Source organism: Luteibacter sp. W1I16 (assembly GCF_050434905.1).
In the GTDB taxonomy this organism is placed as follows: domain Bacteria; phylum Pseudomonadota; class Gammaproteobacteria; order Xanthomonadales; family Rhodanobacteraceae; genus Luteibacter.
In genome coordinates this window covers 463,233-477,559 of sequence record NZ_JBNDJJ010000001.1, presented here as the reverse complement: position 1 = coordinate 477,559, position 14,327 = coordinate 463,233, and the positions used below count along the sequence as shown (strand labels likewise).

The window sequence follows — 14,327 nt, the reverse complement described above, 5'->3', positions numbered from 1 at the left end:
GTTCTCATTCTCCCCAGTGCATCGTCAGGTCGAGGACGACGCGGTGCTCGCGGCGTCCATCGTAAGGTTGGTTGTGCCAGCCGATGCCCCAGCCGAAGTGCAACCCCGGGCCCGTCTGGATCGTCTGGCCGTAACGCACCGTGGCCATCCAGTCGGTGGCGAAGCCTTTTTCGGCGTACTGGCCCACGGCCACGTCGATGCGCTGGGTCACGCTTCGCTCGTAGAACTGGCCGAGCAGGTTTTCCAGCCGGCCGGTGACCGCATAGCTGTGGTCGCGGCGCGGATTGAAGTAGGGGCGGTCGGTCCGCGTGTTCATCGAGCCGCCGAGTTCCAGGCCACCGTCGAGGGTGAGGTTCGGCGCCGTATGCAGGCGCTGCGTCAGCGCGGCGAGCCAGCCGGTGCGCTTGTTGCCGTCGCTGAAATCGTCGCGCGACAGACCGAGCCGGGCCTGGGTGAGTTCGCTGGCACGCCAGGTCACGGCGGTGTCCAGCGTCTTCGCCGAGATGCCGTAGTACTGCGCACGCAGCGGCGTGTCTTCGCCGGCGGTGCTGAAATCCGCGGCCCACGACCAGTGATCGCTCAATGACCAATCGAAGCCGGCTTCGATCGCCGTCTTGTCGACATAGCTGTCGGTGGCGGGGAGCGCCTGTATATACCCCTCGATCCCACGGGCGTAGCCACGGATGCCGACGCCCACGCGGCTGCGCCGCACGTCGCCCTCGGGCAGGTCCGCGGTCGAATACCGGCCGAGCGCGATCACGCGCCAGTGGTCGTCGATGAGCGGGCTGGCGATCGTCGCCTGGGTGGTTCCGTCGCGATCGCCGAAGTCGGGGCTGGAGCCCTTGCCTTGTTCGGTCGCGAGGTCGAACTGCCAGCCACGTTCGCGATCCCACGAGCGAAGCGCGCGCTCGACACGGCCGTTGCGGTCGGCCAGGGTCTGCGCGAGGGCGAGATTCTCGTCCACGCCCTCGTAGTCGTTCAGTGCCCGGCTCGCATCGGCTTCGCCGATATACGCGCCGATGTCGCGGCGGTCGAGCGTGCCGGCGATGTTGAAATCGTCCTGCGCGCGGCGCGGCCAGCCACGGGCGAGTTCCACCATGCCCAGTTCGCGGCGGATTTGCGAATTCGCGGGAGCTTCGCGGCTGAGCGGTTCCAGCCGGGCATATGCTTCCGCCGGCATGTTCACGTATTCGCGCAAGGTCGCGGCGTTGAGGTCGGCGTCGACCTTGCGCGCGTTCTGGACCGGCAAGCGAATGCCGGGCACACGCACCCAGTCCGGCTCCTTCGATGCCAGGTCGTCGATCGTCCTGAACGCCTTTGCCGTTTCGCCTGCCTCGAGGTACGCATACATCAGGCCGATCCGTGGCTCGCTTTCGTTGGCGCCGTAGGGACCGGGGTCGTTTGCGATGCTCGCCTCGTAGAGCGCGGCCGCTTCGGCCGGCCGGCGCTTCACCAGCAGGGCGTCGGCCACGGCGCGTTGCACGTAAGGTGGTAGTTCGACCCCTTGCTTGCGCAAGGTGTCGTAGCGCGAGACGGCCTCGTCCGTGCGGCCGGCGCGATCGAGTGCGACGAGCAGGTCGAGTTCCGCACGCTGGCGCAGGCCGGCGGGCAACACCGGGTCGCCGGCCAGGCGGCGCGCATCGGCGACCGCGCGATCGGCTTCGGCGTAGGGACGGGTGGGATCGGCGGGTTCGCCCTCGGCCCAGCGGATCTCCTGGGCCACGTGGTCGGCGTCGCGACGGTACCTTGCGGCGGCGTCCGGCGCGGGACGCAGGCTTTCCGCCAGTTCCCTGGCGCGCGTCGTTGCGCCCAATTCCGTCAATAATGTGACGTTGAGCGCCTGTGCCTCGGTATCGGCGGGCCAGCGATCGAGGATCGCCTGGCAGAGGGCGAGGGCGTCCACGCGGTGACCGGCATCGCGCTCCTGGTGCAGCCTGGCCATCAGCGCATCGCGCTCCGCTGGCCTGTCGGCGGCCACGGCCAACGGTCCGTGCAGTGCCAGCAGCAATGCCAGGCACAGCCGTCCCCTCGCCACACGCATGCTGCGCGGAGCTGTCATCGAATTCCGTCCCATCCTGTAAACATGATCCCTATCGGCCGCACCGGATGGTCATTACCGGCACGGGTGAAAAAGAAGAACGGTATTTTCGTTGCAAGCAGCGTGCCGAAGATAGCCGGCGCCGTCGGTATGTGACCCGGCCATCGCGGCTAGACTGAAAGGCATAGTCGCCACGCAAGCTCCCTCATCGCTTGTCGACGTGGCGTGTGCGCCACCCGGCGCGCTCAGGTTCGCGCCGACTCGATGGGCAGCAGCAGGGTCGCCGCGAGCCCCTGTGCCGTATTGCCCAGGACGACATCGCCCCCATGGCCGCGCACGATGCTGCGCGCGATGGGCAACCCGAGGCCGACGCCACCGGTGTTCCGGTTTCGCGAGCTCTCGCCGCGGAAGAAGGGCCGGAACACCGTTTCCTGCAGCGACTCGGGAATGCCCGGCCCGTTGTCCAGGATGCGCAGCCGCACATGCGCGATATCAGTGCCGAGTTCGACGTGGGTCTTTCCGCCGTAGCGCATGGCATTGCCCAGCAGGTTGGTGATGGCGCGCTTCAGCGCGATGGGTCTGCCTTCGTAGATCAATCGGGCGGGGCCGGCATAGGTCACCTCGCCGCCTTCGTCACGGCCATCGTCGATCACGGTCTGGACCAGTCCGGCGAGGTCGAAGCGGGTAGGGGCTTCTTCCTCGCCGTCGCCACGAAAGAAGGCGAGGGCGGCGTCGATCATGGAGCGCATCTCGTCCACGTCGGCGAACAGCTTGCGCTGTTGTTCGGCCTCGTCGATGTACTCGCCGCGCAGGCGGATACGCGTGAGCGGCGCGCGCAGGTCGTGGGAAATCGCGGCCAGCATGTCGGTGCGGTCGCGGACGAAGCGCTGGATACGCCCCTGCATCTCGTTGAACGCGCGCATGGCCACGCGCAGTTCCAGCGGGCCCTCGGGACGTATCGCCGGTGCCTTCACATCGGCACCGAAACGTTCGGCGGCCGCCGCGAGCCGGCGCATGGGGCGCGAGAGGTGCCGGCTGGCGACCGCGGCCACGAGCACGCTGGAGAACATCACGAACAGGCCGATCACCAGGTACCGCGTGTGCGGATGGACGCCCCAGATGCGCGTGGCGGTGTCGAACGTCAGCCAGCTACCGTCTTTCAGTTGCACGGCGAGCATGTAATGGGTCTGCCCGGAGCGGCCCTCGGGGTCGTCGTCGTGGGGATCGAACGCTTCCATCCGCCGCTGTCCGAGTATCTCCACCAGCGGTTCCTTGAAGGACGTCGCATCCTGGTCCGACGGCGGCATCGGCACTTCATCGCGCGATGCGTACCAGTGCACGCCGTATTCCTCGTGATCCGAGATCGCGGCGGCCATGCGTGGCCTTTCGGCCGCGGGGCTGGCCTCCACGGCTTTCAGCATGATGCCCATCTGCTGCAAGAGCCCGCTCTGGACGATATCGGGACGCGCCCACACGCTGGCGAAGGCGATGACGGCGGCATTGAGCAGCACCACCATCAGGATGGCGAAGACGATGTTCACCATCATCCATCCGGCCAGCGTGTTCAGGCGCCAGTTGAAGACGCTCATGCGTTCTCCACCGGCACGGCGAACATGTAGCCTGCGTTGCGGATGGTGCGGATGAGTTCCGGCGCCGTCGCGTCGTAGCCGAGCTTGCGGCGCAGGCGGCTCACTTGCACGTCGATGCTGCGATCGAAGGCCTCGTGGCGATTGCCGCGCGCGAGGTCGATCAGTTGCTCGCGCGTGAGCACGCGCTGCGGGTGTTCCACGAAGGCCAGGAGGAGATCGAATTCACCCCCGGAGAGTGGCACGAGCGTGCCGTCGCCAGCGCGAAGTTCACGACGCGCGACGTCCAGCTGCCAGCCCGCGAAGCGCACGGCCACGCGCGTACCCGTTACAGGGCCCGGCAGCGCGGCATCCGCGCGACGCAGGATGGCCCGCACGCGCGCCAGCAATTCGCGTGGATCGAACGGCTTCGCGAGGTAATCGTCGGCGCCCACTTCGAGGCCGACGATGCGTTCGGAGGTGGCGCTGGTGGCGGTCACCATGATGATCGGCAACGCCGACTTCGCGCGCACGCGCCGGCATAGCGACAGGCCGTCCTCACCGGGAAGCATGAGGTCGAGTGTCATCAGGTCGTACGTGCCACGCGCCAGCCGTTCGTCCATCGCCACGCCGGAGGAGGCCACGTCCACCTCGAAGCCATTGCGTTCGAGGAAGCGCCGGAGGAGGGCACCGATTTCCTCGTCGTCGTCCACTACCAGGATGCGTCTCAAGCCCGTCGGTCTCGTTGTTAAAACACCGCCGTTATAGCCGCTGGCGTGCGCCAAGTCATTTATTTCCGGGCGGAAACAATATGTCGGCTTCGCAGGAAAACAGACAAATCGAAGCAAACCACGATAGGCACGCTTGGCCCACCTCTCCCCATCAGGTGCCACGATGCGTCTGCCCGTCCTCGTTCGTTCCCGTCTGCGCGGCCGTCCACGCGATCCGTCCATGGAGGCGGTCGCGATCGCCTCGCGCCTCGAGCCCGATCCCGCGCTCCGCGACGATTGGTTCCATCACGATCCCATCCGCGAACTTCGCGGCATGACCGCGGAACGGGCCATCGCCTCGGGCAAAGCCGGCGAACTCGTGCGCCTGCTGCGATCCATCGAAGCGGGGAGGCGTGGACGATGACGCGCCGCTTCTTCTCCGTGGCGGTGGGTGGCTTGCTCGCCGTGCCGGCGGTCGCGCTCGCGGCCGAGGACGCCAGTTCCTCGTGGGCGCTCGGGGCGGGCTTCGGCGTGGTGCGCCGGCCTTACAAAGGTATGGACAACGACACCCTGGCGTTCCCTTTCATTCGCTATGAAAGCCAGCGGCTCAACATCCTCGGCACCGGCGCCGACTTCAAGTTCGCCCCGGTCGGCGCGTTCTCGTTCCGCCTGCGCGCTCGCTACGATTTCGGCGACGGCTACGACGCCAGCGATTCCTCGTTCCTGCGCGGCATGGCCGACCGAAAGGGCGGGTTCCGGGCAGGCGCCGCCGTGGTCTGGCGGCCGGGCCCGGTGGAGATGTCGCTCGACTGGCTGGCGGGCCTGGGTAGCGCGAAGGGAAAGAAAGCCAACCTGGCCCTCGCCGTGCCGTTCCATGCCGGCCCGCTGCGGATCACGCCGTACGTCGCCGCCGGGTGGGTCGACCGGACGTACGCCACCTGGTATTTCGGCGTCCGCTCGTCCGAGGCGCGGCTCGGCCGTCCCGCCTACGAGGCGGATGCGACGGTGAACCTCTTGGCCGGCGTTCGTGCCGAATATCCCTTCGCCCAGCGCCACGCCTTGTTCCTGGACGTGAGCGGCACACGATACGGAAGCGAGATCCGTGACAGTCCCATCGTCGACCGGTCGAACTCGACGATGCTCCGGGTCGGCTACGCCTACCGGTTCTGACGCGCGTCAGGGATTGACCGAGGCCTGCAAGGCGGCTGCCAGGCCCGCGTCGCCGCTCAGTACGTCCTTCCAGGCAAGCGAGACGCCGTTTCGTTTGCCCTTGGCTACAAGCTTCAGGCCGTCGGGGTCGATGGTGAGGGTATAGGCCTGGCCATCGACCTCGAGTTCGCGTTTCAGGGGCTTGTCTAGCGGGGTCATGGAAGCATGCTCCTGGGCAAGGGGCCCCAGCATGTCGCCGGTGCTGTCTGGGAACGGTATATTGAATCCGAAGCCCACTCTGGATTCCCCGATGGGGCAAGTGGACAACCTTCGCCGGGAATACAACAGCGTGATGAGTGCCAAGGGCAGCGCATGGGAGGTGGGTGCGGCCTTCCTCAAGCTGGGCCTCACCTCGTTCGGCGGTCCCGTGGCGCACCTGGGCTATTTCCGCCGCGAGTTCGTCGAGCGGCGACGCTGGCTCGACGAGGAACACTTCAGTCAGCTGCTCGCGCTATGCCAGTTCCTGCCGGGGCCGGCCAGTAGCCAGCTCGGCTTTTCGATCGGCTTGCTTCGTGCGGGATGGGCGGGCGCCATCGCCGCTTTCGTCGCCTTTACCTCGCCCTCCGTCCTCCTGCTGCTCGCCTTCGCCACGTTGAGCGCCTGGCTGGCCGGACCGCTGGGACAAGGTGCGATCCACGGACTGAAGCTGGTCGCCGTGGCCGTCGTCGCCCATGCGGTGCTGGGCATGGGCCGAACGCTGACGCCGGATCGCACGCGTCTCCTGATGGCTGCCGCCGCCGCTGGCGCGATCGCGTTCAGCACGGGTCCCGCGATGCAGTTGGGTGTGGTGGTGTGCGGTGCCTTGCTGGGGCCGTGGTTGTGCCGGGGTGTACATGCGCGGCAAGGCGAGACGTTCCCGCTGGCCTACGGCCGGTCCACTGGTTTCGCCTTGCTTTGCGTGTTCGGGGTTTTGCTTCTGCTGGCCTTGTTCGTCGCACCCGACCTGTCGCCACTGGGTCAGGTGGCGGGCGCGTTCTATCGCGTCGGCGCACTCGTGTTCGGTGGCGGACACATCGTGCTGCCGCTGTTGAAGCAGGCCGTCGTCGATCCCGGCTGGGTCGGCAACGACACCTTCCTCGCAGGTTACGGCGCAGCGCAGGCGGTACCCGGGCCGATGTTTTCGCTATCGGCATTCCTTGGTTATCGTTTGCAGGGAGAGCAGGGCGGATTCGCCGGCGCGCTCGTGGGATTGTCGTCGATCTTCCTGCCAGGCCTGCTGCTGGTGGGAGGCGCCTTGCCGTTCTGGCGCGCACTAGCCATGCGCAACGACGCGGCTCGCATGCTCGCCGGCGTGAACGCGGTGGTGGTCGGCATGCTGGCGTACGCGTTCTATGATCCGGTGTGGATCAGCGCGGTGCACGACGTGCCGGACATCGCCATCGCCGCCGGGGCGTTCGGTTTGCTTATCGCGCGCTGGTCGGCGTTGCCGGTGGTCGCGCTATGCGTGGTGGCATCCGTGTTGCGCGTGGCGTTGGGTTGACGGGCTTCAAAGCAACTTGCGGTACACGATGAAGCCGGACTTCTCCGCCACCTTGTCGTAGAGCAGCATGGCGTGCGTGTTGGTCTCGTGGGTCTGCCAGTAGACGCGGCCAGCACCCGCCTTTTTCGCCTCCGCGTATACACGTTCGATCAAGGCGCGTCCGATACCGGTACCGCGCGAGGATTCCGTCGTGAACAGGTCCTGCATGTAGCAGTTGTCGCTGGTGCTGGTGGTGGTGCGGTGGAACAGGAAATGCGCCAGGCCGAGCATCTGGCCCGAGCGCTCGGCGACTACCGCATGCATGGGTTCGGCGGCATCGAGGAACCGCGCCCAGGTCGCCAGCGTGATGGCTTCGGGTAACGCCGTCGCACCTTCCCGGCCATAGAACGCGTTATAGCCGTCCCACAGGGGTTTCCAGGCGGCGAAGTCCCGGTCGGTGACATACCTGATCGTGAGGGGTTCGGCCATGTTAGATCCCGCTGGAGGAATTGTTCGGAGCCAGCCTTTCTAGCGCGATGCCCAAGGCCCGGTCGTCGAAAAGCCTGGCCTTGCGCTCTGCCGCATCGGGGCCGCTACGCCAGTGGCGCAAGCCCTCGCGCACGGCGGGCACCGTCGGGGTCACGCCCTCCTTCGTCAGAAGCCAGTCCACCGTGGCCAGCAATTCCATGCCGAAGGGTGATTCGAAACCGTCGATCAAGGTCGCAGTGGCTTCCAGCGCGGGGACGTATTCCTTTGCTTCACTTTTAAGGTAGGTCTGGACGAAGGCCTTGCGTCCGTCGTCGAACCAGATCACGTCTAGCGGATCGGCGTCACCAATGCGCTTATCGCAGTGCAGGTAGCTGCCGTCCAGCCCTTCCAACAGGTGGCGCAGACGGTCGGCGTAGGGGCCGTACTTGTTCGGGGCGAAGCGCAAATCCAGCGGCGTTAGTCCTACGCGCTCAATGTTGCGCTCAAGGAACCACGCCAGCTTCTGGATTTCCAGCAAGCTGCATTCCATGCCCAGCACCCAGTAGCGACGCACCAGCTCGGCAATGAGTGCGCGGGCCGGGGTCAGCTTCCCAACGCCCGTGCGCTTGGCGACGTTCTGGTACTTCTGCGTTGGTTCGAACACGATGATCTCGGTGTCGAGGCCATCCAAGGCCTCCTCGATCCGCGGCCGCACCTCGTCCCAATCCAGCCCGCCGTTGCCCGCGCCCAGCGGCGGGATGGCGATGGACTTGACCTTGTTCTCGATCAAGAAGCGACGCAGGTCTTGCAGCCCTTCGGCGATCCATTCGATCTTCGAATCGCCACGCCAGTGCTGCTTGGTCGGGAAGTTGACGATCCAGCGCGGGCCACCCAACTCACGAACTTCGGTAACAAACATCTTGCCAGTGCGCACTTCCTTAACCTTGCACGCAGCGGCGTAGCGACGGAAGTTTTCGGCAAAACGCTCCTTGAACATGAGCGCGATGCCCTTACCCATCACACCCACGGTGTTGACAGTGTTGACCAGCGCCTCGGCGCGGGCCTCCAGCAGATTGCCGTGCGTGAACGTAATCATCAGAAATACCACCCGGCGCGGGCATAGACCGGCAGGTTGAGGTCTCGTGCCTGAAGCTGCCGCTCGATGACCTGCCTCATATTATCTGTATAGCACACGACACCGAGCAAGCCCTTGATCGGTAAATGCCGATGAACCAGGGCCTCGGCCTGATACCGTTCGAATTTGGCCAGGTCTTCCGGGTCGCGCCGAAAATCCCGAGCCTGAAGTAATGGCCAGTCAATCTTGTTGAGATCGGCCAAATCAGAATAGAAATTCGCCCACTGGTAATAGGCGTGGCTATCGGTGAACAAGAAAGGCCAGCCTTGGGCAGCGACGTGATGCAGGCTCGAAACGAGAATCACGATTTCCTCGTTGGGCCGTCGCTGTATGCCGCCCCAGCCAGTGTGGATGTTGCGCAGCATCGGCGAAAACGGAGTGAAGTAGAACGGCACGTAATCGTTCAGGAAGCCACCCGGTGGCAATGGCACAGGATGATTGGCGCGCTTGTCGATCAGCTCAGGGTTGCCGATGCTCGTCCAGCCAGGAGTCTGCACACCACTGTTCCCACAGTGCAGGCCGTTGTCCAGAATCCACGGGAGATTGTCTCGGTGGACGATGCGCCAGATCAGCGCCTTCTTCGGGTTGAGACTGGGGTAGTGGTTAGCCATCCGCCACCTCCGATCCTAAGATCGGGCAGTTGCGGAACCCGATGCGCAGATCGTTACTTGAGATCGTCATCGGTGAATTCCCGTGGAATGTCCAGCCCGTCTGCTCCTGGACCGACGATGTTACCAGTTACCGGTTACCGCCCGCGCCGGTCGAAGCTGCCGGGGCGCGAACCACGGACCCTGCTCGGCCATGTTCGGGTCACCGCTGGAGGAATCGGACTTCGATCAAAACGCAAAAAGGCCGAGGTTTGCATCCCGGCCTTTTGCAAAGGGTGATTTGGTGGAGCGGAGGAGGATCGAACTCCCGACCTTCGCATTGCGAACGCGACGCTCTCCCAGCTGAGCTACCGCCCCACACGAGCTGAAGATGTTAGCAGGGCTTCCGGCGGTCGCCAAGAGGGGTTCTTCACGGCAGGAGCGCCGACAAGCGCTCGAAGAGGACCTCGCGCCGCCAGCCTTCCAACGCTTCGGGCCACGCGCCGGTCATGACGAATTCCTCCATCGAACGGCGCGCGCAGAGCAGGCCCGGCGGGAGGTCGAGTTGGGTGGCGAGGGTGTCGATGGCGCTGCGCATCTCGTTGATGGCCCGCTTCGCCTCGCCCATGGGGTGACCGACGACCGGGGCCGTGGCCGCGACCTCGTCGCTTTCCACGGGGCGTCGCAGCAGTTCGAAGAGTTCCTGCCGCTGCGCGGAGCGCAGGGCACGCGTGCCGCGGGTGCGTTCGTCGAGGTTGGCCTGCGTACCGGGGATGTCGCCGGCGAGGTCGAGCGCCTGGACGTCTTCCAGGAGCCACGAGCGCGGCTTGTCCAGTTCCCGCGCCGTGGTCTCGCGCCATCGCAGCACGCGGCGGAGCAGGGCTTGTTTCTCCGCCGGCCATTCGCTGGCAGCCTTGAAGCCGCGCTGCGGTTGCGGATCCCCTTCACGGTGGCTGGCGCGGCGCTTCATGCGCGCGCAATCCTCGGCGTGCCAGCCGGCGCGGCCGCGCTCGGCGAGACGCTCCGCCAGGATGGCGTGCACGGGATGCAGGTGGACGACATCCAGCGCGGCGTAGAGTTTTTGCGATTCGGTGAGCGGACGCTGCAGCCAGTCGCTGCGCGTTTCACCCTTGTCGAGTTCGGCGCCCACCAGTTCGGCCACCAGCGCGCGATAACTGATGCCCAGTCCCATGCCGGCGAAAGCGGCCGCGACCTGCGTGTCGAACAACGTATGCGGGCCGTCGGGCAGGAAGGGCGACATCGCTTCCAGGTCTTCGCCAGCGCTGTGCATGACCGTCACCACGGGTTGCGCGGCGAAGGCCGGCACCAGGGCGTCGGCCAGGGGCACGGCCAGCGGGTCGATCAGGGCGTAGCGCCCATCATGGGCGAGCTGGAGGAGGGCGAGTTGCGGGTAGAACGTGTTACGGCGCATGAATTCCGTGTCGAGCCCGACGACGGCCGAGGGGCCGATGGGGGCGATCCACGCATCCAGCGCCTCGCGGCGGTCGATCCAGGGGGCGTCGGGAGCGAGTTCGCTCGATGTCATGCAGGCGTCCTTGTTGAACTTGGGAGCGCGCCGACGTTCGTGTTGCCCTGTCGCGCGCGATTCCCTAAGGTGGCAGCGCACGATAGCAGGCCCGCACGGAACCGCCCACCATGCCGAATAACGAGACCGTCCGCCGACAGCGCGCCATTGGCGGCGCGTTGGGCGTTGCCGTGCTCGCGTTCGCGCTGTTCTATCACTTCTTCCCGCAGGCCCTGCACGTCCAGCCCACGCAGAACACGTCGCGCTCGCCGCTGCGTGGCCAGCCCACCGTGATGGGGTTCGACCGGCGTCCCCAGGCGGCGCCGCCGGCCGTGGTGTCCGAGATCGATGCCGGACCGCCGATCATGCTCGCTCCGGCCTCGGTGATCGCCGCCCGCCGTCGCGAGAAGACCGATGCCATCGAGTTGCCTGCGCAGAAGACACCGGATTCCCCCGAACTCACCGCCTTGCTCGATCGTGCCGACAAGGCCCTGGCGGTGGACCGCCTGGTCGGAGGCAAGGACAGCGCGGCCGCGCTCTTCGCCAGCGCGCTCAAGGAAAAGGCGGACAGCCAGCGCGCCCTGGAGGGCATGAACGAAGTGCGCGCACGCCTGGCCGCGGAGATCGAGCAGGACATCGCCCTGGGCGATGCCGATGCCGCGCGCGAATCGCTGGCGGCGCTGAAGTCGCTCCCGTCCAGCACCAAGGACGCCGCGCCGCTGCAACAGAAGCTGGCCGTGCTCGACAAGGTTCGCCCACTGCTCGGCAAGGCGGCCGCGCAGTTGCAGGACGGGAAGGCCAGCCAGCCGCGCGGCGACAGCGCGCTCGATACCTATCGCGACGTGCTCGAACTCGATCCGGAGAACGCCGTGGCCGAGCAGGGCATCACCACCGTGCAGCGCAGCGTGCTCGACAAGGCGCTCGCCGCCGTCGCGCAGAACGACTTCGCCGCCGCCGACGCGGCGTTGGCGGAAGCCGCGACCATCGCGCCGGAATCGCAGGCGTTGCAGGACACGCGTGGCCGCATCGAGGGCATGCGCCGGCAGAGCGCCACCGCGATGCTCGCGCAAGCGCGCTCCGCGCTCGACGCCGGCAACATCGACCTCGCCCAGCAGCTGGCGGCCAAGGCGCAACAGGTGAGCCCCGACCTCGCCGGAATCGACGATTTCAACGAACGGGTGACCAACGCGAAGCTGTATTCCAGCTACAAGCCGGGCCAGGTGTTCGCGGACCGCTTCATCGACTCGACGGGGCAGGCGCCAGCGATGGTCGTGATTCCCACCGGCAAGTTCCTCATGGGATCGCCTGACGGTGAGGCAGGCCACGACGCCGACGAAGCGCCCGTGCACGAGGTGCAGGTCGACAAGGGTTTCGCCATGGCGCGCAGCAGCGTCACCATCGGCCAGTTCCGTGATTTCGTGCGCTCGTCCGGGTACGTGCCGCAGTCGCAGTCGATGGGTGGCGGCAGCGTGTACGACGAGCAGAGCGGTGGGCTCCGCGATGAGCCGTCGGTCACCTGGCAGGACGACTACGCGGGCAAGCCGGGACAGGAACGCCTGCCCGTGATCAACGTGTCGTGGAACGACGCCAAGGCGTACGCCGATTGGCTCTCGCAGCGCACGGGCAAGAAGTACCGCTTGCCGAGCGAGGCCGAATTCGAATACGCGTTGCGCGCCGGCAGCACCACGCGCTACTGGTGGGGTGACGGGAATCCAGGCTCCCGCGTCGAGAACCTCACCGGCGGCAACGACCGTTCCGGTTCGGGCCGCCGCTGGAGCAACGCGTTCGCGGGGTACAAGGACGGTTATTGGGGACCGGCGCCGGTGATGAGCTTCACACCCAATGCCTTCGGCCTCTACGACATGGGCGGCAACGTCTCGGAATGGGTGGCCGACTGCTGGCACGACAACTATGTGCGCGCGCCTCGCACGGCCGAGGCCTGGGTGAACCCGGGTTGCAACCGTCGCGTGATTCGCGGCGGTTCCTGGGGCAGCGCCCCCGACATGGTCCGCTCCGCCTATCGCCAGGGCGCCTCGGCCGATCTGCGCAACGCGCGCGTCGGTTTCAGGATCGTGCGCGAACTCTAGAACCCGGCGTGTTCGCAGGCCCGCGCGCGCGGAGTGGTATTATTTGTGGACTCTTCGTTCCAGAAAGGCCTGGCCATGGCACGCCCACGTGAGTTCGACCGGGACACGGCCCTGCAACGGGCCATCGAAATCTTCGCGATGCACGGGTTCGAAGGCACGACCACGCCCATGCTGCTGTCCGCGATGAAGATCGGGCGGCAAAGCCTCTACGACACGTTCGGCGACAAACGGAAGCTTTATCTCGAGGCGCTGCGCCGTTACTCGGAAGACAGCGTCGGAGCCACGCTCTCGGCGATGTTCGCCAGTGACTCGGTGCCCGACGGCATCGAGCAGGCGCTGCTTCGTTTCGCAAGGGAGGCGACGACGGGTACCGGACAGGCCTGCCTTGGCATCCACGCGGTCACCGAGTTCGGCACCACAGCGCCGGACGTGGCGGCGGTGACGGCGGACGTGACGGCGCGAACGATGCTCGCATTCGAAAGCAGGATTCGAGACGGCATCGCCCGTGGCGAACTGGCAACGGAACTGGACCCCGCGGACGCGGCGCATTTCCTCCTCGCGACGCTATCCGGCCTCAAGGTGGTGGCGCGGGGCGGCGCATCTTTCGAGGTCTTGCGCGGGATCGTCAGGGTGGCATTGGGCGCACTGGCGACTCGCTAAAATTGTGGACTGATAAGTCAAGTATTTGATAAGCTATGCGGCATGCGCCCTTAAAGGGCGCGCAAGTACAGCTTGAGCAGGGGCGTCAGCCCCTTCTTTTCCTCCGTTTATTGACTAATCATTCCATAATTAGGTGCGTCATGACCATCCAGTTTCTCGAAGGCAAGTCCGCGTTCGTCACGGGCGGTTCCCGTGGCATCGGCGCCGGCATCGTCCGCTCGCTAGCGGCGGCCGGTGCCCATGTGACGTTTACGTATGCCAGTTCGCCCGACGCCGCCCAGGCGCTGGTGGACGAAGTACGCGCGACGGGTGGCAAGGCTGAAGCCGTTCGTGCCGACAGCGCCGACGAAGCATCGCTAGCCGGAGCGATCGACGATGCGGCCAGCAAGGCCGGCGGCCTCGATATCCTGGTGAACAACGCGGGCGTGCTCGTGTATGCCACGCTCGATGACACCTCGGTGGCCGATTTCGATCGTCTGTTCGCGATCAACGTACGCGCGGTCTTCATCGCCACCAAGGCGGCGTCGGCGCATTTGCGGAACGGGGGCAGCATCATCAACGTCGGAAGCGTCTCGGCTGATCGCGCCGGTCTGCCGGGCGCCGCGATCTACGGTGCGTCGAAGGGCGCCATCCAGGCCATGACGCGCGGGCTCGCCCGTGACCTCGGCCCGCGTGGCATCACGGTGAACAACGTTCAGCCCGGCCCCATCGCTACCGACATGTCGGCCGGTCACGAGGAGATGCTGATCCCGATGCTTCCGGTGGGCCGCCTTGGCGAGCCGATGGAAGTCGGCGCGCTCGTCGCCTATCTCGCCGGCCCACACGCGCGTTACATCAACGGCGCGAGCGTGACCATCGATGGCGGGTTCCTCAGTTGAGGCAGG

14 protein-coding genes and 1 tRNA gene are annotated in these 14,327 nt (G+C 66.2%); 6 read left to right on the top strand and 9 right to left on the bottom strand.

Going from position 1 to position 14,327, the window contains the following annotated elements:
- Positions 1 to 4: 4 nt before the first annotated feature.
- The 3 genes from pgaA to QFZ41_RS02085 form a co-directional block, all read right to left on the bottom strand.
- The gene (gene pgaA, locus QFZ41_RS02095) at positions 5 to 2,059 is read right to left on the bottom strand and encodes a poly-beta-1,6 N-acetyl-D-glucosamine export porin PgaA (RefSeq protein ID WP_429197239.1); all 2,055 of its coding nucleotides are present in this window, start codon (positions 2,057 to 2,059) and stop codon (positions 5 to 7) included.
- Between the two features lie 224 nt (positions 2,060 to 2,283).
- Positions 2,284 to 3,627 (bottom strand): ATP-binding protein, encoded by a 1,344-nt coding sequence (locus tag QFZ41_RS02090; protein WP_429197238.1) that lies wholly within the window; start codon positions 3,625 to 3,627, stop codon positions 2,284 to 2,286.
- Positions 3,624 to 4,334: a response regulator gene (locus QFZ41_RS02085; RefSeq protein WP_429197237.1), complete on the bottom strand. Its 711-nt coding sequence runs from the start codon at positions 4,332 to 4,334 to the stop codon at positions 3,624 to 3,626. The genes QFZ41_RS02090 and QFZ41_RS02085 overlap by 4 nt, the downstream gene beginning before the upstream one ends.
- A gap of 163 nt (positions 4,335 to 4,497) precedes the next feature.
- On the opposite strand from QFZ41_RS02085, the gene QFZ41_RS02080 reads away from it, so the two are divergent.
- Positions 4,498 to 4,737, top strand: coding sequence for a hypothetical protein (locus QFZ41_RS02080; RefSeq protein ID WP_429197236.1), 240 nt, complete (start codon positions 4,498 to 4,500; stop codon positions 4,735 to 4,737).
- Positions 4,734 to 5,483 (top strand): MipA/OmpV family protein, encoded by a 750-nt coding sequence (locus tag QFZ41_RS02075; RefSeq protein WP_429197235.1) that lies wholly within the window; start codon positions 4,734 to 4,736, stop codon positions 5,481 to 5,483. Before QFZ41_RS02080 ends, QFZ41_RS02075 begins: the two co-directional genes overlap by 4 nt.
- A gap of 6 nt (positions 5,484 to 5,489) precedes the next feature.
- On the opposite strand, the gene QFZ41_RS02070 is transcribed toward QFZ41_RS02075, so the two are convergent.
- Positions 5,490 to 5,681, bottom strand: coding sequence for a hypothetical protein (locus QFZ41_RS02070; protein ID WP_371024038.1), 192 nt, complete (start codon positions 5,679 to 5,681; stop codon positions 5,490 to 5,492).
- Positions 5,682 to 5,772: 91 nt separating this feature from the next.
- Here QFZ41_RS02070 and chrA point away from each other — a divergent pair, with 91 nt between their 5' ends.
- Entirely contained in the window at positions 5,773 to 7,002 is a 1,230-nt protein-coding gene (gene chrA, locus QFZ41_RS02065) for a chromate efflux transporter (protein WP_429197234.1), read from the top strand.
- 6 nt (positions 7,003 to 7,008) lie between these two features.
- On the opposite strand, the gene QFZ41_RS02060 is transcribed toward chrA, so the two are convergent.
- From QFZ41_RS02060 to rnd, 5 genes are all read right to left on the bottom strand, one after another.
- Positions 7,009 to 7,470, bottom strand: a complete 462-nt coding sequence (locus QFZ41_RS02060; RefSeq protein WP_429197233.1) for an N-acetyltransferase family protein — start codon at positions 7,468 to 7,470, stop codon at positions 7,009 to 7,011.
- Position 7,471: 1 nt separating this feature from the next.
- The gene (gene darG / locus QFZ41_RS02055; RefSeq protein ID WP_429197232.1) at positions 7,472 to 8,545 is read right to left on the bottom strand and encodes a type II toxin-antitoxin system antitoxin DNA ADP-ribosyl glycohydrolase DarG; all 1,074 of its coding nucleotides are present in this window, start codon (positions 8,543 to 8,545) and stop codon (positions 7,472 to 7,474) included.
- The gene (gene darT, locus QFZ41_RS02050; RefSeq protein WP_429197231.1) at positions 8,545 to 9,195 is read right to left on the bottom strand and encodes a type II toxin-antitoxin system toxin DNA ADP-ribosyl transferase DarT; all 651 of its coding nucleotides are present in this window, start codon (positions 9,193 to 9,195) and stop codon (positions 8,545 to 8,547) included. The genes darG and darT overlap by 1 nt, the downstream gene beginning before the upstream one ends.
- A gap of 278 nt (positions 9,196 to 9,473) precedes the next feature.
- Positions 9,474 to 9,549, bottom strand: a tRNA-Ala gene (locus QFZ41_RS02045).
- A 52-nt stretch (positions 9,550 to 9,601) separates the two neighbouring features.
- On the bottom strand, positions 9,602 to 10,717 hold the full coding sequence (gene rnd / locus QFZ41_RS02040) for a ribonuclease D (protein ID WP_429197230.1): 1,116 nt from the start codon (positions 10,715 to 10,717) through the stop codon (positions 9,602 to 9,604).
- 110 nt (positions 10,718 to 10,827) lie between these two features.
- Between rnd and QFZ41_RS02035 the strand changes: the two genes are divergently transcribed.
- From QFZ41_RS02035 to QFZ41_RS02025, 3 genes are all read left to right on the top strand, one after another.
- Entirely contained in the window at positions 10,828 to 12,783 is a 1,956-nt protein-coding gene (locus QFZ41_RS02035; protein ID WP_429197229.1) for a formylglycine-generating enzyme family protein, read from the top strand.
- 75 nt (positions 12,784 to 12,858) lie between these two features.
- Entirely contained in the window at positions 12,859 to 13,443 is a 585-nt protein-coding gene (locus QFZ41_RS02030) for a TetR/AcrR family transcriptional regulator (protein ID WP_429197228.1), read from the top strand.
- Between the two features lie 140 nt (positions 13,444 to 13,583).
- Positions 13,584 to 14,321 (top strand): 3-oxoacyl-ACP reductase family protein, encoded by a 738-nt coding sequence (locus tag QFZ41_RS02025; protein WP_429197227.1) that lies wholly within the window; start codon positions 13,584 to 13,586, stop codon positions 14,319 to 14,321.
- The last annotated feature ends 6 nt before the right edge of the window (positions 14,322 to 14,327 follow it).